Annotated in this window: 24 protein-coding genes; 4 read left to right on the plus strand and 20 right to left on the minus strand. The window is 49.9% G+C overall.

Annotated elements, in window-relative coordinates; translation table 11 throughout:
* The first annotated feature begins 87 nt into the window (after nucleotides 1–87).
* On the plus strand, nucleotides 88–720 hold the full coding sequence (locus B212_RS0114155; protein ID WP_019911496.1) for a GNAT family N-acetyltransferase: 633 nt from the start codon (nucleotides 88–90) through the stop codon (nucleotides 718–720).
* Between the two features lie 4 nt (nucleotides 721–724).
* On the opposite strand, the gene B212_RS0114160 is transcribed toward B212_RS0114155, so the two are convergent.
* From B212_RS0114160 to B212_RS0114170, 3 genes are all read right to left on the minus strand, one after another.
* Entirely contained in the window at nucleotides 725–1420 is a 696-nt protein-coding gene (locus B212_RS0114160) for a 5'-methylthioadenosine/adenosylhomocysteine nucleosidase (RefSeq protein WP_019911498.1), read from the minus strand.
* A 94-nt stretch (nucleotides 1421–1514) separates the two neighbouring features.
* Nucleotides 1515–2525 carry a catabolite control protein A gene (gene ccpA / locus B212_RS0114165; RefSeq protein WP_028530825.1) on the minus strand — a complete coding sequence of 337 codons (1011 nt, stop codon included), beginning with the start codon at nucleotides 2523–2525 and terminating at the stop codon, nucleotides 1515–1517.
* A gap of 221 nt (nucleotides 2526–2746) precedes the next feature.
* Complete coding sequence (locus tag B212_RS0114170) at nucleotides 2747–3199, minus strand: hypothetical protein (protein WP_198015859.1); 453 nt, start codon at nucleotides 3197–3199, stop codon at nucleotides 2747–2749.
* Nucleotides 3200–3405: 206 nt separating this feature from the next.
* On the opposite strand from B212_RS0114170, the gene B212_RS0114175 reads away from it, so the two are divergent.
* The gene (locus B212_RS0114175) at nucleotides 3406–3933 is read left to right on the plus strand and encodes a type 1 glutamine amidotransferase domain-containing protein (protein WP_028530827.1); all 528 of its coding nucleotides are present in this window, start codon (nucleotides 3406–3408) and stop codon (nucleotides 3931–3933) included.
* Between the two features lie 73 nt (nucleotides 3934–4006).
* Here the strand turns inward: B212_RS0114175 and B212_RS0114180 are convergent, their stop codons facing one another.
* From B212_RS0114180 to aroA, 13 genes are all read right to left on the minus strand, one after another.
* On the minus strand, nucleotides 4007–5413 hold the full coding sequence (locus B212_RS0114180; RefSeq protein WP_019911503.1) for a DUF4179 domain-containing protein: 1407 nt from the start codon (nucleotides 5411–5413) through the stop codon (nucleotides 4007–4009).
* On the minus strand, nucleotides 5400–5939 hold the full coding sequence (locus B212_RS0114185; RefSeq protein WP_019911504.1) for a sigma-70 family RNA polymerase sigma factor: 540 nt from the start codon (nucleotides 5937–5939) through the stop codon (nucleotides 5400–5402). Before B212_RS0114185 ends, B212_RS0114180 begins: the two co-directional genes overlap by 14 nt.
* Before the next feature lie 153 nt (nucleotides 5940–6092).
* Nucleotides 6093–7856 carry a phosphoenolpyruvate--protein phosphotransferase gene (ptsP, locus tag B212_RS0114190; RefSeq protein ID WP_019911505.1) on the minus strand — a complete coding sequence of 588 codons (1764 nt, stop codon included), beginning with the start codon at nucleotides 7854–7856 and terminating at the stop codon, nucleotides 6093–6095.
* Nucleotides 7853–9739 carry a glucose PTS transporter subunit IIA gene (locus B212_RS0114195; RefSeq protein WP_019911507.1) on the minus strand — a complete coding sequence of 629 codons (1887 nt, stop codon included), beginning with the start codon at nucleotides 9737–9739 and terminating at the stop codon, nucleotides 7853–7855. Before B212_RS0114195 ends, ptsP begins: the two co-directional genes overlap by 4 nt.
* A 405-nt stretch (nucleotides 9740–10144) precedes the next feature.
* Nucleotides 10145–10813, minus strand: coding sequence for a hypothetical protein (locus B212_RS0114200; RefSeq protein WP_019911509.1), 669 nt, complete (start codon nucleotides 10811–10813; stop codon nucleotides 10145–10147).
* A 291-nt stretch (nucleotides 10814–11104) separates the two neighbouring features.
* The gene (locus tag B212_RS0114205; RefSeq protein ID WP_019911513.1) at nucleotides 11105–11539 is read right to left on the minus strand and encodes a CoA-binding protein; all 435 of its coding nucleotides are present in this window, start codon (nucleotides 11537–11539) and stop codon (nucleotides 11105–11107) included.
* 111 nt (nucleotides 11540–11650) lie between these two features.
* Nucleotides 11651–12523, minus strand: a complete 873-nt coding sequence (locus B212_RS0114210; RefSeq protein WP_084673289.1) for a DUF4097 family beta strand repeat-containing protein — start codon at nucleotides 12521–12523, stop codon at nucleotides 11651–11653.
* A gap of 3 nt (nucleotides 12524–12526) precedes the next feature.
* Nucleotides 12527–13231, minus strand: a complete 705-nt coding sequence (locus B212_RS0114215; RefSeq protein ID WP_019911515.1) for an ABC transporter permease — start codon at nucleotides 13229–13231, stop codon at nucleotides 12527–12529.
* A 1-nt stretch (nucleotide 13232) separates the two neighbouring features.
* A complete protein-coding gene (locus tag B212_RS0114220; protein WP_019911516.1) occupies nucleotides 13233–14147 on the minus strand; it encodes an ABC transporter ATP-binding protein in 915 nt (304 codons plus the stop codon).
* 401 nt (nucleotides 14148–14548) lie between these two features.
* Nucleotides 14549–15292 carry a response regulator transcription factor gene (locus tag B212_RS0114225; protein ID WP_019911517.1) on the minus strand — a complete coding sequence of 248 codons (744 nt, stop codon included), beginning with the start codon at nucleotides 15290–15292 and terminating at the stop codon, nucleotides 14549–14551.
* The gene (locus tag B212_RS0114230; RefSeq protein ID WP_198015860.1) at nucleotides 15289–16536 is read right to left on the minus strand and encodes a sensor histidine kinase; all 1248 of its coding nucleotides are present in this window, start codon (nucleotides 16534–16536) and stop codon (nucleotides 15289–15291) included. The genes B212_RS0114225 and B212_RS0114230 overlap by 4 nt, the downstream gene beginning before the upstream one ends.
* A gap of 91 nt (nucleotides 16537–16627) precedes the next feature.
* Nucleotides 16628–17182, minus strand: a complete 555-nt coding sequence (locus B212_RS0114235) for a GNAT family N-acetyltransferase (protein WP_019911520.1) — start codon at nucleotides 17180–17182, stop codon at nucleotides 16628–16630.
* A gap of 123 nt (nucleotides 17183–17305) precedes the next feature.
* Nucleotides 17306–18598: a 3-phosphoshikimate 1-carboxyvinyltransferase gene (gene aroA / locus B212_RS0114240; protein ID WP_019911522.1), complete on the minus strand. Its 1293-nt coding sequence runs from the start codon at nucleotides 18596–18598 to the stop codon at nucleotides 17306–17308.
* Between the two features lie 114 nt (nucleotides 18599–18712).
* On the opposite strand from aroA, the gene B212_RS0114245 reads away from it, so the two are divergent.
* Nucleotides 18713–19027 (plus strand): rhodanese-like domain-containing protein, encoded by a 315-nt coding sequence (locus tag B212_RS0114245; RefSeq protein WP_019911523.1) that lies wholly within the window; start codon nucleotides 18713–18715, stop codon nucleotides 19025–19027.
* Nucleotides 19028–19052: 25 nt separating this feature from the next.
* Here the strand turns inward: B212_RS0114245 and B212_RS0114250 are convergent, their stop codons facing one another.
* The 3 genes from B212_RS0114250 to B212_RS0114260 all read right to left on the minus strand — a co-directional run bounded on the left by B212_RS0114250 (nucleotide 19053) and on the right by B212_RS0114260 (nucleotide 21991).
* Nucleotides 19053–19565 carry a shikimate kinase gene (locus B212_RS0114250; RefSeq protein ID WP_019911524.1) on the minus strand — a complete coding sequence of 171 codons (513 nt, stop codon included), beginning with the start codon at nucleotides 19563–19565 and terminating at the stop codon, nucleotides 19053–19055.
* Nucleotides 19566–19716: 151 nt separating this feature from the next.
* Nucleotides 19717–21129 (minus strand): NADP-dependent phosphogluconate dehydrogenase, encoded by a 1413-nt coding sequence (gene gndA, locus B212_RS0114255; protein WP_019911525.1) that lies wholly within the window; start codon nucleotides 21127–21129, stop codon nucleotides 19717–19719.
* Nucleotides 21130–21394: 265 nt separating this feature from the next.
* Entirely contained in the window at nucleotides 21395–21991 is a 597-nt protein-coding gene (locus B212_RS0114260) for a hypothetical protein (protein ID WP_019911526.1), read from the minus strand.
* 259 nt (nucleotides 21992–22250) lie between these two features.
* On the opposite strand from B212_RS0114260, the gene B212_RS0114265 reads away from it, so the two are divergent.
* The gene (locus B212_RS0114265) at nucleotides 22251–22874 is read left to right on the plus strand and encodes a YktB family protein (RefSeq protein ID WP_019911527.1); all 624 of its coding nucleotides are present in this window, start codon (nucleotides 22251–22253) and stop codon (nucleotides 22872–22874) included.
* Between the two features lie 112 nt (nucleotides 22875–22986).
* On the opposite strand, the gene B212_RS0114270 is transcribed toward B212_RS0114265, so the two are convergent.
* Entirely contained in the window at nucleotides 22987–24282 is a 1296-nt protein-coding gene (locus B212_RS0114270) for an MFS transporter (protein ID WP_019911529.1), read from the minus strand.
* Nucleotides 24283–24309: the final 27 nt, after the last annotated feature.

Raw genomic sequence — 24309 nt, forward strand, 5'->3', positions numbered from 1 at the left:
ATTAAATGTGAATATTTTATGTCGGAATCAGTATATCATAGGAAGCGGTTACAATCCATATTATAGTGAACCGGAAGGAGCCCAATCATGGAGCACCGCAAAATCCCCGTCTCTCATACCCTAATTCACAATGGCGAAGACATAACCGTTGCCGGTCCCATGCTCCCAGAGACACTGGAAGGGCTGGCAATGCATTCCGGACTGGATGCGTTCCGTAAGCCCCGCGAGCAACTGGAAGCGCTCATAGAGATCGCTGGGCTGCCTGAGGGACGTGTTATTGCCGCTGTTGCTGGAAACATCATTATAGGCTATGTTACCTTTCATTATCCCGATGAGCTGGAGCTTTGGTCGCAAGGCGGGATGGCCGATCTAGTGGAGCTGGGTGCGATAGAAGTAGCGGATAATTACAGGGGGAGCGGACTTGCGAAGCTGCTGGTTGGCAGCGCTTTTGAAGAGGAACAATTGGAGAATTGCATTGTGTTCACAACCGAATATTATTGGCATTGGGACCTGAAGGGCAGCGGGCTTGATGTGTGGGCGTACCGCCAGATGATGGAGAAGCTGATGCAAACCGTAAACATGGTGTGGTATGCCACAGATGATCCGGAAATTTGCTCCCACCCTGCCAACTGCCTTATGGTCCGTATCGGCCGCGAAGTGCCGATGTCCTCGCAGGAAACCTTTGACCGTGTGCGTTTCAGACAGCGTTTTATGTATTAGAGGATTACATTGCCTTTAACATATATTCAAGTATGGCATGAGAACGTTCGGAAGCCGCTACTGTGAAATCACGGTAATTCACATGCGCAGACCCGTCAGCCTTATCTGACATCGAGCGGATAATTACAAAAGGCACAGCATTCATGAAACACACCTGGGCGACAGCAGCCCCTTCCATTTCAGCACATGCTCCGTCCAGTTGTTCCCGCAGCCCCGCCACAAACGACGCGCTGGCAATGAACTGGTCTCCGGACAGTACAACCCCGGTTACCGCCTTCTGCTTCAGCTCATGGCAGGCCTGCTCCGCAAGCACCACCAATGCCGGATCTGCCAGAAATGCGGAAGTTTCCTGATATGGAATGACTCCCCGCGGATAGCCAAGAGCTGTAGCATCCATATCATGCTGAATACACTTCGATGAGACTACAATATCTCCTATGCCAAGATCAGGATGGACCGCTCCGGCAACACCCGTGAACAATACACGCGACACCCCGAAGGCATCGACCAGAATTTGTGTCGTCACCGCCGCATTGACTTTGCCAACCCCTGATTTGCAGAGCACAGCCTTTTTGCCGAATATAGCTCCCGAATAGTAATGAATACCCGCCTTGACCGTGGTCACTTTATCTTCCATACTCTCCAGCAGCAGCTTGATCTCCTCATCCATCGCTCCAATCAATCCAATCACTTCACTCATATGTACCCTCCCGCAAAATATAGACTGTATAAAACATAAAAAGCTCCTAGCAGGAGCTTTCTACGTAACTTATGTTCAATGCTGACGCCGAAGCTTACTTGTTCACATGGTTTACGGACAGACGCAGAATTGTCTCATGCGGCAAAATAACACGCGGATTCTCAACTGTTTCCTTCTTCATGAGCTTAGTCAAAAGTCTCATCGCTACCGCACCGAGGTCATACATTGGCTGCGCTACGGTTGTCAGTGTAGGACGGACCATGGAAGCCATGCGGATGTTATCGACACTGATAATCGAGAAGTCATCCGGGACCTTAAGACCTTCATCCTGAATGCTGTGAATGGCGCCAATCGCCATTTCATCCGTTGCGGCAAATACAGCCGTTGGTTTCTTCTTGAGGCCCAGGAAGTATTTCATAGCTTCGACACCGGATTCGTAACGATAGTTCCCGATGCGTACCAGATCCTCCTGATACTCGATGCCGGCCGCTTCCAGCGCTTTCTTGTAGCCTTGGAAACGGGCATAGCCGTTGGCCGGGTCCTGCAGCGTACCGCTGATCATTGCAATCTCGCGGTGTCCGTGACGGATCAGTGTATTCACTGCATCAAAGGCAGCCGTCTCATGGTCGATATCAACCGACGGGTAGGTGCCGTTCTCGTCACGTGTGGCGCACAGCACAATTGGAACCGCAGACGTCTGGAAGGCCTGGATATGCTCATCCGTTACCGTTCCGCCCATGAAGAGCAGCCCGTCCACTTGTTTCTCGAGCAGTGTGTTAATTACACGAATTTCCTTCTCTTTGCGCTTATCCGCATTACACAAAATAATGTTGTAATGATACATATTAGCGATATCTTCGATCCCGCGCGCAATTTCTGCAAAAATCGAGTTCGAAATATCAGGAATGACAACCCCGACGGTTGTCGTCTTCTTGCTGGCGAGACCTCTCGCCACGGCATTTGGACGATAGCCCAAACGCTCAATCGCTTCAAAAACCTTCTTCCGGGTCTGCGGTTTCACGTTTGGGTTATTATTCACAACCCGTGATACCGTAGCCATAGATACGCCTGCTTCTCGAGCTACATCGTAAATGGTTACCGTCAAATTACTCTCTCCATTGCGATAAATTTTATCGTTCGACTAATTAAAATTATGATACGACACTTTGTACAATTGTGCAATGATAACGCTTCATTTTCCTTTCAAAATTTCTTTCAAAGGAAGAGAAAGCTATCTTTGTCTCTATCGTATCAAAAAGCGCGTGAAAAATCCAACATTCTTGAAAGATTTTCATTGTTTTTGCAGAAAAAACTTTCATTTTCGGATTATTTGGCACATTCGGAGGATTGAACCGTCAATTGGGCAAGCCTGAGACCCGTTTCCTCCATCCAGCTACGGTCGGCAAGGTCCGCCGAAAAACGATAAACATCCAGCAATAAATCAATCCGCGCCTGTACCGCACTACGGATAGCCTCCTCCATTTCAGACAAACTTCCGGCAAAAAAACCGGAGGCAAAAATATCCTTGAGCACACTCGCCCACTCATTTCTCTCCGCAAAGGAAAGATGCTGCTTCGGCGGGATTTCCCCGAGCTCACTGAGCAGACTGCCCAGATCGCGTTTGATGAAAGGCAGCGGTTCATAACGGGCGCATTGCCCGCAGGTGTAGACAGGAACATGGGTGATTTTGATCTTGGCGCTGTAGATCAGCGTATGCATATGTATGGTCATGATGCCGCCGCAGCCGCATGCCTTCTTCATTAAATTATTCTTATACATCTTCCACACCTCAGGCTTCATATTTAAAAAGCACCAGAACCCGCCGCTTCAATTGCTATATTCGACCTGCCCCCTCTAAATCCCTGCCGATTTGCATATAATGATTTATTTGGCAATTCATCTAAGGTTTGCATCCATGCAAGATGACTTCATATTTCAAATTTGATAGAATGGACGGAACCGATGATTCAAGAAGGAGCTGCTAAATGATGAGATTATCCGGTAAGAAGGTCATAGCACTTGTAGACGACGAATTTGAAGATTTGGAGCTCTGGTACCCTGTGTACCGTGTAAGAGAGGAAGGGGCCGAAGTCCATTTGGCCGGATTGGAAAAAAACAAAACCTATGTCGGCAAATACGGCGTACCCGCCAAAGCCGAATATTCCTGGGACGAGCTAAGCGCCGCCGATTATGACGGCATCCTTGTTCCCGGAGGCTGGGCTCCCGACAAAATCCGCCGCTACGGCACTGTACTTAAGCTGATACAGGATTTCAATGCAGCCAAGAAGCCGATCGGGCAAATCTGCCATGCCGGCTGGGTGCTCATTTCGGCGAAAATTTTGAATGGTGTGACGGTAACGTCCACTCCGGGTATCCGTGATGACATGGAAAATGCGGGAGCCATCTGGAAGGATGAAGCCGTCGTAACGGACGGCCACATTATCTCCGCCCGCCGCCCGCCGGACCTGCCGCCTTACGGTAAGGCATTCTGCGATGCGCTCGCAGGCGAATAAACGGCCGCAGCGTTATGAAGCCCTGCTCCTTCAGCTATGCTGAAGGGCAGGGCTTTTGATTGAATTCATGCGGCTATTCCCGGATAGTGAGAGAGGCCTTTTCTTTGATCGGATTGGGGTAGCTGATTATTTTGAAGGTTAGGGGCTGCGGCAAATTTTCTGTGCCCAAATTATAGTAATACTTGTTTGGCTGATTTTTCTGGTTCGCAGAATCCCGATAAGATACTTGTAATGCGCCCAGCATAATCAGTGTATGAGTCTTGCCCGTTCCATCCTTGACCGTTTGGTCTAACCCTACAGTCAGCGATTGTCCGCTTCTCTTTTCAATAGGCTGGTAATATTCCAGAACCATTCTGTGAACTGTTGTATCAACGGAAATCCTCAGCCGATCATCCGGCCCCTTAATGATTTGCTTTTTGTCAGTGTCAACAATTAGCTCCTGTGCACTTTTATCAATTGCAATAATCCCGTCAATCTGGAGCTTCAACGGAGCCTTTGAAGTATTGTCGTTAGGAAACACCAAGGTTTCTCTACCGTCAAGAGTCAAGGTCTGTTTAGAATATAAACCCGACAGATCATTGCCGCTGCCAAGTAAAATATGGGGCGAAACCAGCCCAAAGATCATCTTCGAATTGCCCGGGCTATAGTTAGTGTCCAGATAAATGCCTGTCGTTGAAATGTACGCACTCTTAATTTCTACGCTCTGGTCTGCTATGGATAAGGTTTTATCAATGTGAACGGTTTCCCCAGTATTGGCCAAAGCTTGCGTATCCAGGGTTAACGGTACCGATATTTCTGCTGTATAGCTTACTCTCTGGAGTGAAGAGCTTTCCTGCCATACCGTATCTTCAATTGCGGCTTTCACAGACAACTCCTTAGGAAGCTCCATATAGTTCCTATCCCATGTCCAAATCACATAACCGCGTGTGACTCCGGGCTTGGCCTTCTGCTCATTCGAATAATTATTTCTCATTGCCGGGTATACAGTATTTTTGTCAGTTAGTGCTACTCCATACGATTGCGCTTGCCGATTGTTGTTCTGCAATGAATATAATACAATAATCCCCTTCTGATCAGCAGCAATGCCGTCTACAGTCAATGTATATCCGTTTTTCTCTGCCGAAGTGCCGTTAATCCGCTGCACCAGACCCGCATCAAGCGCCGAGGATACCGTAAGATTGCTGCCCACAGTAGTGCGGAACACCTCAAATTCACCCCAATTACGGCTTATGGCAAGCGGATTCTGCGCGTTTTGCTGTTTAGCCCGCTCACCGATCCAGGGGAACGCAAACAGCAGCACGATAGCCAGCAAAGCCAGTACACCCAATGAGTATCGTCTGCCTGCCGGCATCCTGACGTGCCTTAAATTGAACACACCACCGCGGATGGCCGCATTCAGCTTCACCTCCGACACCTCATCCGCCTCCAGAGACAGTTCATGAAAATAATCCTTCAACAGCCTTTCTTCACCTTGGTCCATCCTGCAGTTCTCCCTTCAATTTCATGTTGTCCCTTAGCTGCTTCAGCCCTTTATTCAGCCAGGTTTTGATCGTCCCTTCCGGCCGGCCCAGCACTTCGGCGATTTCGGCCACCGTCATATCCCGGTAATACTTCAGCACAAGCACCTGGCGGTATTTCAGCTTCACCCCATCCAGCGCCTGCTCCATATCCAGCTTGCGGTCGCTTGTCATCTCCACAATTCCGCTGCCTGCACCGCCGGCTTCTGCTGCAACGATTCTTTTTCTGCGTCCCAGTTCATCCTTGCAGCAATTGATCAGAATACGCGTCAGCCAAGGTGCGAACCGCTCCGGGTCCTTCAGGCTTTTACGTTTAACCCAGGCCCGGTATGTAGCTTCCTGCAGCACTTCGAGCGCATCCGCTTCCCTTCGCAGGTAGCTGTATGCTATCCCGTAGAGCACTTTTTTCTGCTGCGATACAAGCGCGATAAACGTCTGTTCTTCTTCATCCGCAGTCTGCACCCGTTCGCCTTCCCAAAGATTCTCCATGCTTCGTTTTTGCCCCCTCTCTGCTCTTTTTTCGAGCTTCTATATGTACTGACTGGATTTGCGGCCAAACGGTTTTACTTTTTTACAATTTAAAAAACCCGGCGAAATCGCCGGGCCCTCTGCTGATCAATTCAAATATGCTCTCTTGCAGCTTTAAGAGGTTTTTTCCTTGGACTCTCCGGTTCCGAGCGAAATTCCGCTGCGTTTGGCAAAGGCACTAAGCTGCTCCTCCGTCTCCAGGCTTGTCCGGTTACGGAAGCATAACTTGGCAGTCTCTTTGGCGGTGGAAGCCAGTGTGTTGAGCGCACGGTGCTTCACCTTCAGCAGCGCCTGCGGCGACATGCTGAGATCGCTGATTCCCAGCTCCAGCCACAGCGGCAGGGAACGCTCATCCCCGGCCATTTCCCCGCATACGCTGATATCAATGCCCACGCTCCGCGCCGCCTCCACCGTCATGCGGATCATCCGCAGCACCGCCGGATGATAAGGATGGTACATATGGGCGATCTGTTCGTTCATCCGGTCAACCGCCAGCACATACTGAACAAGGTCGTTAGTGCCAATGCTGAAAAAGTCCACTTCCTCTGCCAGCAGATCAGCGATCATAACGGCAGCCGGAACCTCAATCATAATGCCCACCGGCATATTGCGGTTGTATGGGATTCCCCGCTGATCCAGTTCCTCCTTGACCTCGTTCAGCACAGCCTTGGCTGACTGCACTTCCTCAACGGACGAAATCATCGGGAACATCAGTTTCATATTTCCGTAATGGCTGGCCCGCAGAATGGCGGTAATCTGGGTTTTGAACATGTCCTTACGGTCCAGGCTGATGCGGATCGCCCGGTAGCCGAGGAACGGATTCTGCTCTTCAGGCAACTGGAAATAATCCAGATGCTTATCCCCCCCGATATCGAGCGTGCGGATGACCACCGTCTCATTCCCTACTTTTTCGGCTACAAGCTTGTAGACTTCGAACTGCTCTTCTTCTGTAGGGAAGGAGCTGCGGTCCATGTACAAAAATTCCGTGCGGAACAGCCCGACACCCTGCGCCCCGTATTTCAGCGCCATATCCAGCTCCTTCACGGAGCTGATATTGCCGGCCAGCCGCAGCGGCACGCCATCCTTCGTAATGGCTTCCACAGTGGCCAGCAGCTCCAACTGTTCTTTTTTGCGCTGCTGCTTTGCACGTCTGGAGGTGTAATCCTTCAGCGTCAGCTCGTCCGGGGTCAGCAGCACCAGTCCGGCATCGCCATCTATAACCAGGAGGTCTCCGGTCTGAATCGGGGTCGACAACTTATTCTCCAGGCCAGCTACGAGCGGAATGCCCAGGGCACGGGCCATTATGGATGAATGTGAAGTTTTGCCGCCCATCATGGTAACAATGCCAAGCACGTAGGTTGGATTCAAATGGGCTAACTGGGATGGAGACAGCTCCTTGGCTACAAGAATATAAGGCTGCGTATCGGATGGCAGAGTAACCTCCGGCGCACCCAGCAGATGCTTCAGCAGACGGTTGCCGACATCCTTGATATCGACCGCCCGCTCTTTCATATATTCATCGTCCAGCAGATCAAACATCGCTACAAAATGATCAATGGCCTCTTTGACCGCCACCTCAGCCGCTTTGTATTGACGTTCGATAATGCCGCGGATTTCGCTCATGAACACCGGATCATCCAGAATCGCCAGATGAGCGTCGAAAATGCTGGATTCCTCCGGCCCGACGACCTCCCTGAATTCTTTTTTGATGAACTCGATCTCATCTTTCGAGGTGCGAATACCTTCGTACAAACGTTCAAACTCCTTGGCCAGATCTACTGGATTCACCTGCGTATCCGGGAGGCTCCATTCCCAGTTCGGCAAGACAAAGGCCTTCCCGATGGCTACACCTGTTGCGGCGCCTATGCCTTGTATCATGCTTCAATCCCTCCAACATTGCTTTCATGTAACACTACGGACATCACCGAAGACTGTCCTTTTTTCACATTTTTAAATGGACCATAGCTCCAGGATTTCACACGGTCCGGGTTCGTAATGACCATCGGCGTAGCGAGTGAAGCTGCATGATCACGCAAAAAGTTCAAGTCGAACCGCACGAGCAATTGCCCCGGCTCCACACTGTCCCCTTCCTTCACAAGCGCCTCAAACGGCCCTTTGAGCTGCGAAGTGTCAATCCCTATATGCATAAGCACCTCCAGCCCCTCGGGTGTGGAAATGCCCACCGCGTGCATTGTAGGGTATACGTGCATGACCTTACCGAATACCGGGGAGACGAGCTCTCCCTTTTCCGGGAAAAAAGCCACCCCGTCGCCCACCAGCTTCGCCGCAAAAATATGGTCCGGCACCTCTTCAATCGGCAGCATCCGGCCCTGCATCGGTGAACTGAACAGCACCTGAGGCAGATCGCGGAGCAGCAGCTTGTTAATCTCCTCCCGGATCAGCTCCGAATACGTGCCGAATACCACCTGCACATTCCCGCCGCCGAGCTTAATAATGCCTGCCGAACCGAGGCCTTTGAGCGCCCCTGTATCTATCTCCCGGTCATTGTGAACCGTTAATCTCAATCGGGTGATGCAGGCCTGCACCTGCACAATATTTTCCTTGCCGCCCAGCGCTTCAAGAATCAGCGGAGCCTGATAAGGAATGTTGCCCGCCCAATCGCCCAGCTCCGAGCCCTCCTCACGTCCGGGGGTAGGAATCTGAAAGCGGCGGATCGCCCAGCGGAATATATTGTAATAAATAATGCCATAGCCAATGCCGATCGGGATCAGCAGCCAGGCCCGCTGGGACAGATGCATATTGAGGAAAAAGTCAATCGCCCCCGCCGAATAGGAAAAGCCGTGATGAATGCCGAGCGCATAGGTCAGCACCATCGCCAGGCCGGACATGACCACATGCAGCGCGAACAAATAAGGCGAAGCGAACAGAAAAGCGAACTCAATCTGCTCCGAGACACCGGTCAGGAAGCAGACCAATGCGGCGCGTACAAACGTTTTCTTGATCTTAGGCTTCAAATCCTCGCGCGCTTCCTGAATGATAGCAAATGCAATTGCTGGCAGGGCGAACATCATAATCGGGAACAGTCCCGCCATAAATATGCCCGCTGTAGGATCTCCGGCAAAAAAACGCGGCAAATCCCCCTGCACAACCGCGCTGCCGTCAGGTGTCGTAAAGGTTCCCAATTGGAACCAGAACACATTATTAAGAATATGATGCAGGCCGAACGCCGTAAGCACCCTGTACAGGACCCCATATATAAAAACCCCGTAGCCGCCGGTAGCCTGTATATCGCGGAACAGAATGTCGAGGCCATGCTGAAGCACAGGCGACAGCCCGAGCATTACCCAGGCGAACAGGGCCGAGAACAGCCCCATAAACAGCAAAACAAAACGCGACCCTCCAAAAAACTGGATCGCCTCCGGAAGCTTGATATTTTTGAACCGGTTATGCGCCACACCGGCGACGATCCCCAGTATAATTCCGATTAGTGTTGCAGGCTGTACCGCCCCGTCTCCCATATTGGAAACAATCCGGTCATAAGTGAACATTCCTGCGAGCGCCGCCATACCCGCCGGTCCGGCCTGATTGGACAGCCCCCACGCCACACCGACAGCAAACAAATAAGGCATGAAATAAAAAATCCCCTGCCCCGCGTAAGTAGTCACTTCGGATACCGAAGAAAGTCCCCATGCAGACCACGGCAAGCTGCCGAGACTCAGCAAAATAGCCGCCGCCGGAAGCACCATGGTAGGAAGCATAATGGCTCTGCCCAACTGCTGCAAAGATCCGAGCCAATTCAAGGTGACCCTCTCCTTTCATTCTATATTGAATGGTAAGCGCTGCGGTGCTTTTTGTCAAAAGATTCTGGTTACAAATTAACCCGCTAAGTCAGAAATATTAGTTGAAAAGCCGTCGCTAATTCAGCGATCTTCCTATGCACAACCCACTTTGACTTTTACGCCAATATTCCCGCTTCACTCAGACCACTCTAGTGTATTTTGTGCATCAGATTGTCTGCTTAACAGCTCAAAATAACAATCTGCTGCACTTCATACAGTAGATTTTTGGTAATCAGCCTAAAATGGAGACTATTCCGATATTCTACTGCGCAAAGTGCAACAGAAACCTTTTTAAGCACATATTCAATAAATTCTGTTGCACAGAATGCAATCAAGTAGCGCTGCAGCCACTTTTAAAGCGATACATTACCATACCTGATCAGCATGCATAGGCTTCACCTCATAGTACCTGACGCCCCTCCCACCAGCAATAGGGTGAAGAAACCCCTTATCACTAAGCGATTGCAGCAGCCTCCGTGCCGTCCGAAAGTTAATTTGGAAATGGTCGCACACATCCTTGGGGCGGAGCGGCCTGCCTTGACGCCAGGCAAGACGGAGCACTTCCTTTTCCTCTGACAATATGTCCTTTACGGCTGTCTTTCTGGCTAAATATGGCGCGAGTGCAAGCTGCAGCAGCATCCGGCATACCTCCGGGCGCTGCTGAATATCATCAAAGGAAAAATGTAGCATCCTCCACCCCATTCCGGTCAGAAAGGTATCGCGGTTCAGGGCATAGCTGAATTTCTCACGGTCCATGTCCTTAATATGGCTCTGGAAGCCATCGCATTCGATCCCGAAACGGCCGCCGCTTGCAGGCAGAAACGCAAAATCCAAGAATTGCGACTTCCGGTTCCAATCCAGCACTTCGTATTCCGGGTGCAAATGCTCCAGCGACTCAAACAGCGGCCACCATACATTCTGCAAAAATAGCTTCTCGGCGTAATTGTGCTCCCTCAGCAGCCTTCCTCTGCGTTCACCTGTCCGTTCGCCCGTATGATGTTCGATGAAAATGCTGTGTGCTTCCTCAAATCCCATATTTGTTCCCTCCCGGTAAAATAAAAAGAACGCCCTGCTCCAGATCAAACTGGAGTACAGGACGTTCTTCGTCTGCGTTAAGTATAGCAACGCGGTCCGGTAAAATCTACTGCTCGGCGAAAATCGCCCAGCCGCGCCTACAGCCGGAAGTTCCGCGCCGCTACACGGGGGAACAAGCAGTAGGGTTCCGGGGTTCCGGGGTTCCGGGGTTCCGGGGTTCCGGGGTTCCGGGGTTCCATGTGTTCAGTCTTCCAGCGTTCCAAAAGGGCCGGAACGCCGGCCGCCAGTCCCTTACCCCCGGCGGCGGTCCTTCATCGTGATCGCTTCCTCGACCTTGATGCAGCGGTCCATGATCGCGATCATGCCGTGCTCGGCGGCGATATCGGCAGCCTCCTGGCTGACGATGCCCTGCTGGAGCCACAGGACACGCGCACCGATATCGGCCGCTTCCTGGGCAACCGCTTCGCAGAATTCACTGCGGCGGAACACATTCACAATATCCACCGGCTCAGGAATTTCCGCGAGACTGTGGTAGCATTTTTCACCCAGAATCTCACCGTCCACCGAAGGGTTGACCGGAATAATCCGGTAGCCCCGGCTCTGCATGGCACCTGCTACCATATAAGAAGTGCGGTCTGTTTTGTCGGAGAGTCCGACCACCGCTATATTGCCCGCAGCAGCTAGAATGTCTCCAATCTGCTCCCGGCTTGGGTTCTCAAAGCTCATGTGTATTTCCCCTTTCCGTGTATAGTGCATATAATTATTTACTACTACATCATACAGCGGAGCGCAGGAAGTTCCAAATTCGCGAGTCTCCCCCCAATGGAACACGATTCTTTACTTAACGCCGATGCTTCCCGAATTAGTTTTCACATATACAGAATTCTCACCGGCCCCAATGGTTCCATTTACATGCTCGTCCGTATTGTCCGTGGCCCTGAGATTCGCCAGGTGGACCGTTGTATCGCCTTTGGCATTTTCCACTGCCACCTTCAAGCTGGCTGGGGCTGTTTGATAATCAATCTGGATATCCCCGGATTTCGTTTCCACTCTCATTTCACCTTTTTCATCTACCCCGTTAAGCACAATTTCGCCGCTTTTAGAATACAGGTTCATGACTGGACTGGTTACATTCTTAAAATAAAGGTCATTGCCCCTGGCAGCTACGTCGATCCGGTCAAATGAGCTGTCCTTTATATTCAGGTCCCCTTCTATTAGATTGAAGTCCCCCGAATCCGCTTTAACCTGATTTAATTTCATATTGCCTGCTTTATTTTCAATGATTAAATTATGGGTGTCCAGCGCCCGGATATTGATGTCACCTTCATTGTTGACCATTCTGACCTGATCTGCTGTATTTTTGGGAATAAAGACTGTAATGGTTCCCTGTTTGTGAAAAGAAAATGCGGAGAAGGCTCCGCCAATTTGCTTATCTTGCTGAATCACCAAGTTATTAGATGTATGTGTCACTTCAACAGGAGCCTTCTTTTGATCCGTCTGATTCCCCTCAATGTCTACATGGACTTGATTGTCTGTTGACTCCTTCACTACGAGATCCCATGAATCATTGTTGATTTCAATGCTCTGTATTTCTTGCGCCGGGAAGTTTTTGGTCAGCTCGAAATCCTGTGATCCGTCCTGCAGGACAAAAACAAGGATTCCCACCAGAACAACCGCCATTGATATCCAAATCCACTTATTTGTTTTCATAGTTTATGCAACGTCCTTTCTGTCAATTTTTCGATACGACAGATAGGCTACGAACAAACCAAGCAAGCAGAAAACGATAGGCACGCCGATAAATTGAAACATAGATACCGAGCTGCTTCCATCGGAAACCATAGAATTCAGCAGAAGCCCTAAGATTACTGAGCTGGTAATTGTTGTGGCAGTAGATTGTTTCCGCATACCGAAAGACAAAGGAATCAGACTCAAGCCCGCAGTCATTACTGAAGCAATAAGGATAGATGGAATGGTTGCCAGCACATCTTCCTTCGCTGCTGCTGTTTCGAAGAACTGCGCTGCCGGATTTAATAACACGGTCAATACTTCAATGATGAATGTGGAGACCGCTACACTGAAGAAACAGAAGCCAAACACAATGATTAGCTTTGCTTGCATTACTTTTGTGCGCTGAAGAGGATACGTAAATAACAATTGAATGGTTTTATTCTTATATTCATCAATCACCAGTCTGGAAATAAGGATAGCTGAAAAAACAACAAAGGTAATGCGGACAAAAATGTTAGCCAGTGACATGAAGGCTGTAAAATCTGTAAACATCGGCTCATCCTGCGCATTTGACATTACAGCCATCCCGGCAACCAATCCGAATATAACCACCATACAAATTACAGCCCTTATGCCATACCCCGCCAGATTATTTCTCTTCCATTCGATCTTCATTAATCTGAACATATTATTCGCCTCCATGAATAAGCTTCAGGAAATATTCTTCCAAATTGCTTTGCCGGGTTTCGATACGGTTTACAAGGATATCATTCAGCACCAGTTCTTTATTAATGACCGATTGAGATACATCCTGCTGATAGACGCGAATGGTCTCCGGATCAATTGCTTCATAATCATGAATATTCAATTTTCTCTCCAGCACTAGGGAAGCCTTCTTACTGTCAGTCACTTTTATCTCCAGGTATTGGGCATTTTCGCTTCTGATCTCACTCATCTTAACTTCCTTTATTAATTGTCCGTGATTAATAATTCCGATCGTATCCGCGATGGACTCAATCTCTGACACAATATGACTGGAGACCAGAATGGTCATCCCGTAGTCATTCTTCAGCTCCAGCAACAGCATGCGGATATCTTTAATCCCCACAGGGTCCAAACCGTTAATCGGCTCATCCAAAATCAAAATTTGCGGCTTGGTGAGAATGGCTCTGGCAATTCCCAGACGCTGCTTCATCCCGAGAGAGAACTCATGCACTTTTTTGTTGCCCACTCCTTGTAAGCCAACCGTCTCCAGCACTTCAAGAATGCGGTCTTCACCGTGATACTGAGTGTACTCACAATGATATTTTAAGTTCTCAAGGGCTGTTATCCGGTCATAAAACACGGGATATTCGATGATGCTGCCGATATGCTGCAAGTATTGAAAAGACGTTTGCGTTACAGGCTGATTCAGCACAACAATCTCGCCTGAGGTCGGCTTCACCAAATTCAGAATCATTTTCATAATTGTTGTTTTTCCCGCACCATTGGGTCCCAGGAACCCGTAGATTTCACCTTTTTCAATATGCATGGTTACATCTGAGACGATTTCGATTCCTTTATAAGCTTTTGACAAGTGATTGATCTGGATCACAGTTTCCATGACTGTCGCTCCTTATGACGATGTGTTTGATCTGTCTGCTACGTTTTCAGCATAAGGCTTTTGTCCTCCGTTCAAGATAGCAACATCGCCAACTGTCCTTTAACCTTCATAAACGGTACTCTCTTTAAAGCAAAAAAAGTGCCGGCAGCCATTTAAGAAAATAGCTTCCAGCACTTTTTCATATTAGGGTATTGGTCGTAACTGCGGGGAATGTTTGGACTTCCGGCCGCTGTTATGTTTGGATTTCCTGATTTTAGCCCGCTGGCCGCGGTTGAAATCCAAACATAAAGGCAGACGCTACCGCTCCGTAAGTATCCAAACTTCCCCTCCGCACTCCTACCTTTTTTATGATTTTTTTAAGTTCAACATATATATTTAAAAAATCATATTTAAACAAAATATCATTGCTGTCTCAAAGCTTCCATCTTCTCAATGGTTTCCTTCTGCAGGCGTCTTGAGACCGGACAGCTTTCATTATGATCAAACAAGACCAATTTGTTCTTCTTATCAACGGATCGGATGTTGGCCAAATTTACTACAAACGCGCGGTGGCAACGGAACAGGCGTTCATCATATTCTGCAATTTCATTTAATTCAGCATAGAAATCAAGAACCTTGGACTTCGTAATTAATCTTATTTTATGGGCAATTTCCATCGTTTCAAAATAAAGAATATCCGAGAAAGGAATTTGAAAGCTGGTGTATTTATTCTCAAAAGAAAAGTTATCGGGACTTACCGGAATACTCCGGCGCGAATCGGCAATCAGCAGACACTCTTCAACCTTTTGAATAAACTCTTCCTCCGGCAGCTCTTTTTCAATAAAATCCAAAGCAGCCACACGATATTCAAATGTTTTTGGCGCAAGCTCGGAATGGGTGGTCACAAAAACAATCGTGCCGTATGGATCTTTTTTTCTAATCTCCTTGGCGACAGCCAGTCCTTTGTGCTCCTCATGCTTGATCTCCAAATCAAGAAAATACAATTGATGGTCGGCCACATTTTCAATTTGCGACAATACATGATCAGGCTTTGCACTTGAAAATAAACTCCGGTAACGAATCTGATGCTTTTGCGCCAGTGCTTTGATGATTCGTTCCAACCGCTGCTGCTGGATCAGGTTATCCTCTAATATATAAATGTTCATTCCCGTTCCCCAGTCTTTCTTAAAATGAGCGTTTGGGAAAAGAAGCCAGATTGGGCCTCCGTTTCTAATGACGCGAAGTTATCTTCTTTTAACATTTGCTGTACGTTGTATAGCCCCAAGCCGCGCCCTTTGCCTTTGGACGAATATCCGCGTTCTCCCAATCGCCGTAAGCTGATTTCCTCACCGCTGCTATTTTCAATTTTGATTCGTTGAACGGCAGGGTCCTCTAGTAACACAATCCAAATCTTCGCTTCTTCCGTCTTAGCCGCTGCTTCAATCGCATTATCCAGTAGGATGGAGAGAATCCGGGTAAAAGAGATCAATTCCATCTGAATCCTATGAATAGGCTCTTCAATCTCTAGCGCCACGTCAATTTTCATTTGCTGGGCCATGATAATTTTGGCGGCGAGGATGCTTTTGACCTCTGATACATGCAGGTTCCGCAGCTTGACAAAGCTGTACTCATTCTTGCGCATTAACTGCCCGGTTGGCTTGACCGTTTGTTCATACACCCGTTTGACTTGCTCCCAATTCTCCCGATAAATCCCTTCCTCCAGCGTCAACAGGATATTGGCATAGTCATGACGAAAACCTCTGAATTCATCATATATTCTTTCGAGCTGTGCCGCATAATCCTTAAGCTGTACCAATTGCTCATTTTTAGATTTTTCAATTTCTCTTTTTTGAATATGATTATACTGAAGCTGCATATACAGCAAAGCAATCACAAATAGCAGCCACATCCCTACAAGCAAGGTTCTATGGAAGGCACTGAAATCACCAGTTTTATTGCCAATGGTCAGAATGGGATACACCGAGATGATGATGATAATTAAAAGAACAATTACCGGAAAAAGAATGACTTTGCTGGATTCCTGCAGGATATTTTTGTTGAGCTGCGGAACATAACGGCGCACCAGTCTAAGGCCGATTTCATTGATAACGGGCGGCGCCATAGCCGTAAAAAGATACGGAAGATATTCAATATGCGCTGATGATTGTTTAAAGATAAATTCAACCAAACGTGTAATCGGATCGGCAGCGAGATAACCGATAAAGGAGTTCATAACCAGGGCATAAGCTCCGTAAAAAACCCCTAAAGCGGTAAACGTTCTCTGATTTTTAAAGTAGGAGATGCCCACGAAACAGAAGAACAGCGTAAACGCGCCCCATACTCCAATCAAATAGGTAGAGACAAACCCGATCATTAAAAATACCGCCAGCCAAGCTGTTATTTCTTTCATTGTAAATTGATACCGTGAAATGGATTGAAATATAAAAAAGAAGCTTAATATTTGAATAATCATAACTAAATTAATCATTGTTTGGCCTTTCTCAAACGATATGATCACTCACCTTGCACAGCCAAACCATGTGAACGGAATCCGGTCCCCAATAATCCTTAACCGCTGCATAAGGCTCGCCAAATTTCCGCAGCCATCTTGTCTGCGCACGCCGGTAGCCGCTGTCCAGGCAAAACTGCTCAATGCCTTGCTTCCTTAAGTAAGCCATCAATTCCTTAATCAATGCCGAGCCTACACCGTGCCCCTGATAGCCTGGCAGAACGTATAAGCTTCCTAGCTCACCCACAGCATCAAGCTGATTTGCGGTGCATGCAGAAATGTCCTTGTCACAGGGTCCAAATGAAATCGTGCCGACAACCGTCCCTTTGATTTCAGCAACCAGGAAGTGTGTATCCGATTTCGCCGGGTGCAGAAAAGCATCAACCATTTGATTTTTATGGTCAACCTCATGCTGAATGTCCTCCTGCAAATGCCCCAGCCCTTCCTTTTCGAAGGCGTCTGTGATGGAAGCATGAAAAAGCTGATTTACAGCTTGTCTGTCGCCTTGAGTGAGCGTATGTACGGTTAACTGATTCGTTGCTGTCATGGTTTGAACACCTCTCTATTAAATTAACACTTCTATGTTACAAAAAATACCCAAAAGAAAAAAGGGCACAAGTACCATGCCCTTTCATTGCTTCCAATATTAGCTCTGTATAATGTCCAGCTTCTACTCTACCCACTCCACATTCGCGCCAAGCACGCGCAGATGGTCAAAGTACTGCGGGTACGACTTGGCGACATGGTGGGCATCCTTGATCCGCAGCGGCTGGCGGGCGCGAAGGCCCACTACCGTCAGCGCCATAATCACCCGGTGATCGTAGTGTGCGTTGATGGTCACGCCGCCTTCAACACCTTCAGGTTTGCCGTGGACGATGATCTCATCGCGCTTCTCCTCCACATCCGCTCCGGCGCGGGTCAGCTCGGCCAAATAATCCGTAATGCGGTCACATTCCTTGTATCTCAGGTTCTCAACATTGTAGAAACGTGAGGTGCCTTCGGCAAATACAGCCGCCGCCACCATTGCCAGCACGGCATCGGTCGCCGCGTCGCCGTCAAACTCCACTGCCTTCAGAACGCCATTGCCCTGTACATGTACCGTCCCCTCTTCATGCGTTAGCGGCACTTCCATCATCCGCAGCACATCGACAATCGCTTTTTCCCCTTGCTTGCTCTGTTCGGCAAGCCGGTGAATCTTGACATCTGACCTGGTGACAGCCGCAGCCGCGAGTACTGCTGCCGACCCGGGGTAATCGCCCTGTACCGTATAGGACTTGGCTGCATACGCCTGTCCGCCCGGCACCTTGAACGACATATAATCATCCGCCGCGTGGATAACGATGCCTGCCTGTTCCAGCACCTCCAGCGTCTGGCCGACAACCACCTTCGATTTCAAGTCATCCAGCACAATGATTTCACTGTCCTCCGCAAGCAGCGGGGTCAGGAACAGCAACGCACTGAGATACTGGGAGCTGACCGCCCCAGACACGGTAATCCGTCCGCCGGCCGGTTGGCCGCCGCGAATTGTAATCGGCAATCGGCCGCTGTTGTGCTCCACCTCTACCCCAAGCTGGCCAAGCGCCGTAATCAGGTCGTCATGGGGCCGTTTGCCGAGGGAGTCCGGGTACGTATTGACAAAGGTGACCTCTGGGCTGAGTGCAGCCACCGCCATCAGAAAACGCAAGACCGCTCCGGCATTTCCCACATTCAGCTCCTTCACATCGCGGGGATGGCGGCCAAAGCCCTTGATGACAATCTTCTCCTCATCCTCTGTAAGCTCTGCTCCAAGATCGGCAATACATCTGCGGATCGCATCACTGTCTTCGCTGTGCGCAGGATGATAGATCGTGCTGACACCTTCGGACAAGGCGGCGACCAGCAGGTAGCGCGTTGTGTAATTTTTAGAGGACAGGGCTCCGAATTCTCCTTGCAGTGTGGGTGTAGGCCTAACAATAACGTCCATGATATAAGCTCTCCTTATGATATGGGATATGTATTATACATTGCTTCGTTTGACAGGGTAATCGGCAATTGTGTTATCATGAAAGCATTCTTCTGATGAAAAGAGGTCACAACCATGAATGAGATTCCCCAAATCACAGCACAGCAATTACGGCAGCGTCTGGAGTCAGGTGAAGACCTTGTACTGATAGACGTCCGTGAAGACGAGGAAGTCGCCTTCGGGATGATTCCAGGGGCACAGCATATTCCAATGGGTGAAATTCCGCAGCATGCCGAAGACGAGCAACTTCCGAAGGATACGGAGATCATCTTCATTTGCCGTTCGGGTGCCCGCAGCCAGCGTGTCTGTGAATATCTGCAGCAGTTCGGCTACACAACATCCAACCTCAGCGGCGGGATGATTGACTGGAATGAAGCTGCAGACGCTTAAGTCTACCACACATACGCTTAAAAGCTCAAACGCGGTAGCGCATTAAAATCCACTCCGACACTTCTGCCACGCTCAGCTCCGTTGTATCGACCGTGCAATGTGCAAAATGGTAAGCATTCCGGCGCTGCTCCAAAATGGCGCGAACCCGTTCCTGCGCATTGCCGGTGAGCAGCGGCCGGTTCTGATCTCCGCTGACACGGGCGACAATGGCTTCCTCAGTGGCGGTAAGCGCCACTACAAGCCCTTTTTCCAGCATGACCTCTGCATTCCCCGGTGCCAGCACCGCTCCGCCTCCTGTGGAAATAATCCGCCCTTCGCCTTCCAGCATTTCCTTCAGCACTGCCGATTCGATCTTCCGGAAATAGTCTTCTCCGCCCCCGGCGAATATCTCTGCAATACTCCGGCCTTCCTTCTGAATAATCACATGGTCCAGATCAATCAGCTCATAGCCCAGTTCTTCCGCCAGCAGAGCGCCGACCGTTGACTTCCCTGTTGCCATCATCCCGACCAGAATGATGTTTTTATTGGCGTAATTCATAACGACCCTCCAAGCCGCGACATTTGTCATATCATAACACAGACAAGTAGAAACGGCTACGCCGTCCCACATAGGACAGGAAAAAAGCCCGAAAGCCCCTCCAGAAGCGGAAGAGCCTTGCGGGCTATGATGTGCAGCTTGCCGCCTGAGCTTATTCAGACAACCAGTTATGGTGGAAGATGCCTTCCTTGTCCACACGTTTGAAGGTATGTGCGCCGAAGTAGTCACGCTGCGCCTGAAGCAGATTTGCAGGCAGGCGTTCCGTACGGTAGCTGTCATAGTAAGCCAGAGCGCTGGAGAAGCCAGGAACCGGAACCCCTTGCGCCACTGCTGCGGAAATGACTTTACGCCATGCGGCTTGATACGTATCCATGATGTTCTTGAAGAACGGATCGAGCAGCAGATTCTTCAGCTCCGGATTGTTCTCGTAAGCATCGGTGATGTTTTGCAGGAAACGGGAACGGATGATGCAGCCGCCGCGCCAGATTTTGGCCAGATTGCCGTATTTCAGATCCCAATTGTATTCGTCCGAAGCTACACGAAGCTGTGCAAAGCCTTGGGCATACGATACAATTTTGCTGGCGAACAGCGCTTTGCGCACATTTTCGATGAACTCGGCTTTGTCGCCCTGGAACGGCTCGGTCACCGGACCGCTCAGCACTTTGCTGGCTGCCACACGTTCTTCCTTCATCGCGGACAGGAAGCGGGAGAATACGGATTCCGTAATCATCGACAGCGGCACACCAAGATCAAGCGAGCTTTGGCTTGTCCATTTGCCTGTACCCTTCTGGCCGGCGGCATCCAGGATGACGTCTACCATCGGTTTGCCGGTTTCCTCATCGTACTGGGCAAAAATATCTGTAGTGATCTCAATCAGATAGCTGTCAAGCTCTCCGCTGTTCCACTCCTTAAAGATGCTGTGCAGCTCTTTGGCATCCAGGCCAAGCACATCCTTGAGCAAATGGTAAGCTTCGCCGATAAGCTGCATGTCGCCGTATTCAATGCCGTTATGCACCATTTTTACATAATGTCCCGCACCGTCCGGTCCGATATATGTACAGCAAGGCTCTCCGTCCACTTTGGCCGAAATTGCCGTAAGAATGGGCTCCACAAGCTTATACGCGCTTTCTTGACCGCCAGGCATAATGGAAGGCCCCTTCAGTGCGCCCTCTTCGCCCCCGGAAACGCCGGTTCCGATGAAGCGGAAGCCTTTTGCCTCCAGATCCTTGCTGCGGCGGACCGTGTCAGGGAAATACGCGTTGCCCCCGTCGATAATGATGTCGCCCTGATCCAGATGCGGCAGCAACTGCTCGATTGTAGCGTCGGTTGCCGAGCCTGCCTGAACCATGATCAGAATTCTGCGCGGCACCTCCAGCGAGGCTACAAATTCCTCAACGGAAAACGTACCTACCAGGTTCTTGCCTGCCGCTTCGCTGATGAGATCATTTGTCTTCTCTGGAGAACGGTTGTACACCGATACTGTGAAGCCTCTGCTCTCGATGTTAAGAGCCAAATTCTTACCCATTACTGCCAAGCCAATAACGCCGATTTGTTGTTTTGCCACCCTAGTCCTCCACCTTTTGCATCTTATATTTTTGTGAAATCCATTTCTCGCAGTATTAGAATACCATCCTTTGTCAGAGACAGCAAAGTTGTGCCTGGGAAAAAGAGATCAAATTCATTGACAAATCCCTGCGGTAGCATGGAATTGCTCACAACGATTATTTTAACGTTTTTACCGCCAGAAGTGAACCCCCGTGCGCAAGTTGAGAAGCAAAGTTCAGGGCACCCCGCCCTGCGGGATGCCCTGGAATTCATTAACCTTATCTTCACCATTCAAGCATATTCAGTTCCTTGGTGAGTGAAAGGAGCTTGGCTGTGCACTGCTCGATCTGTTCCGTGTCCTTAGCCTTGATAGCTTCATTCAAACGGTCAAGCTGCTCATCCACCTCTATTTTGCGGTCACGAATCCGCTCTTCGCCTTCTATGGAGTAGAACAGCTTTGTCAGCTCTTGATCGGTCAGCAGGGGGCCCTTCTGATACAGTACACGCTGCTGATACCCGGATATCTCCACCAGACGGATCACTTCGCCGAATAAAATATTCTCAATAATAATCTGGCGGTCACGGAACCGCTTCACAACCGCGTGTCCCCGCAGATCACCGATCAGCTTCTCCATCCATTCGGACAGGCGGGCATCGCGGATCATATAATCTCCCACCAGCTTGTAGCCTTCCTTAATCCGCTGAAAGCGCAGCTTCACAAGCTTGCGGCCGGTGCGCACCGAAATAAGAAAAACCGTCTCATTCTCGCTCCAATAAAGGGAATAACCTTCCTTAATCAAGTCCTTTATCAGATCCTGAATATGTTGTCTGTCAAAGCGCAGCTCCAGATTGCAATACTCGACCTCGTCGTTTTTGTTCACGGCACTCCCCCCTATCTGCTTTGCTTACGCAAGCAAGCTTCATTAGCGTAACTCAAGAAGCAAAACCGACTGCCGGACCTCCACCTGCCATATTTTATTTTGCGTTCGTCTTACACTTATTTTATACTTCATTTTATGTAGCGGTAACTTGGTTTATTGACTATTTTTACCCGTTTCCCGCCACTTCCAAACGCTCTATGCAGCTTTACTTCAATTTTATGGTTTCGGAGTAATATATTTTACATGAGGAGATACTGCAATGCCAATTCAAGGATTTGCCACAGAGGATTTTGATGTATTTCAAATTGAAGGTCTGGAGCCGCGGATGGATGCCCTGATCGCAAGAGTCCGCCCGAAGCTGCATGAGCTAGGCAATGAGGTTGCTCCCATCCTTTCCGCACTCACAGGAGAAGAGATGTTTGCCCATGTAGCTAAGCACGCCCGGCGCACCGTTCATGCACCGGGCGATACATGGGTCGCCTGGGGACCGAACAAAAGAGGGTATAAGGCGCTGCCGCACTTTCAGGTCGGCATGTTCCACAGCCATCTGTTTATTGTCTTTGCCATCATTTACGAGAGCGCGAATAAAGTGATTTTCGCCGAGGCGCTGGACAGAAATATGCCGGACATTCAAGCGGGGCTGCCAGGTGATTTCTTCTGGTCCACAGACCATCTGGACCCGCGGGGAACGCCGCATGCGGACATGGATAAGCGGGCGTTCACTGAGCTGTCGCGCAGACTCAAGGAGGTCAAGAAAGCCGAGGTTACCTGCGGACTGCGCATTGATAGGGATGATCCGCTTGTGCTGGATGGCGGCAGGCTCCTTGAGGTTATCCGGCAGACCTTCGGGACCTTGCTTCCGCTCTACCGCATGTCCTTCTAAGCTCCTGGCGTGGAACAAATTAACCGTTAGTTTCAATAAAAGCCGCTGGCTTCCGGTACATTCCCGGCTGCCGGCGGCTTCTTTAATCTGCGGATGAATCCCCATCCCCCGCTCAGCTTGTCCCCGTCTTCCGTTTGGTTCTGTGGACAATCAGCAAATGCAGGCCGAAGAGCAGCACCATTACAAATGCGCTAAGCAGAAAAGGCGTGCTGTGCCCTACCGAATCCCACAGCTTCCCGGATAGTACCGGTCCTGCTACCATACCCGAGCCTTGCAGGGTCAGGAACAATCCCCACACCGTGCCCCGCTCTCCTTTGGGCACCTGCTTAGCCAGAAAAGCGTTCCATGCCGGTAGAATAAGCGCATAGCTGATGCCCACCAGCGCTACTGCACAGAAGGCCAAAGGCAGCCAGCGCACCTGTGAGAAAAAGGTCAGCGAGGCGGCGGCGAGCAGAAAGCCGATATTCAGGAAGACTGTTGTGCCGATACGGTCCACTAACCGGCCGGCCGGAATCAGCGCCAGCACGGTAATGCCTCCCCCGGCAATCAGCAGCAGGCTGAATTGATTGGGCGTCACATGCAGCTCTGTACGGGCAAACAAGGTCACTACCGGAGTCATGAGGCCAATGGCAAAGGCTTGCAGGAACAACGCCGGAAACAGCCAGCGGCTGACCTTCAGGGAGGTTCTAACCTGATGCAGTGTTTGCTGAAAGCTCTCAAGCGGCTTCATCCGTCTCCGCAGGCTCACTTGGCCCGCTTCACCTGCTTCCTCGCCCCGCACAATCGCATGCGGCGCATGATTGCCAATCCTTGAAGGCAGCAGCAGCGCAACTGCGGCGACAACTGCGGCACAGCCCATAAGCACCAGGAACACGGCGCGGTAGCTCTGTCCGCCGTGATCCATCAGGAAGTTGACCGTAATCGGGCCGATACCGGTTCCTGCCAGCGAGGCCATCTCCACCGCCCCCATCGCCGCCCCGCTGCTCCCGCTCTTGGTAGAGCCGGCAAGCTCAGTAATCCCGGTCATTGTGCACGGCCACAGCGGCGACGTCCCAATGCCAAGAATGAGGCAGGCTATGGATAACCAAACCGCATCCTGCGCATAGATTATTATGCCAACAGCAACCAGAATGAGCAGCAGGGACCCTGTCATTGTCCAGCGGTATCCGATACGTTCCATCACCCAGCCCGATGGACTGCGGAAGAGGTTGTCCCCCAAATACTGCATTGCAAAAGAGAAGCCAACCACCGTCACAGACAGGCCCAGGTTACTCTCCATGTATACCGGCAGCAGGGCTACCAGCAGCGATCCTTTGACGAACTCCACCAGAAAGATGATTGCCCACATTTCCAATATGAACGGTGAAGCCAAATTGATATGCATACGCTGCGCTACTTTGCCAGACATTCCATCACATCCTAGTATTATGGTGAT

This window comes from Paenibacillus sp. HW567 (assembly GCF_000374185.1).
GTDB lineage: Bacteria > Bacillota > Bacilli > Paenibacillales > Paenibacillaceae > Paenibacillus_AQ.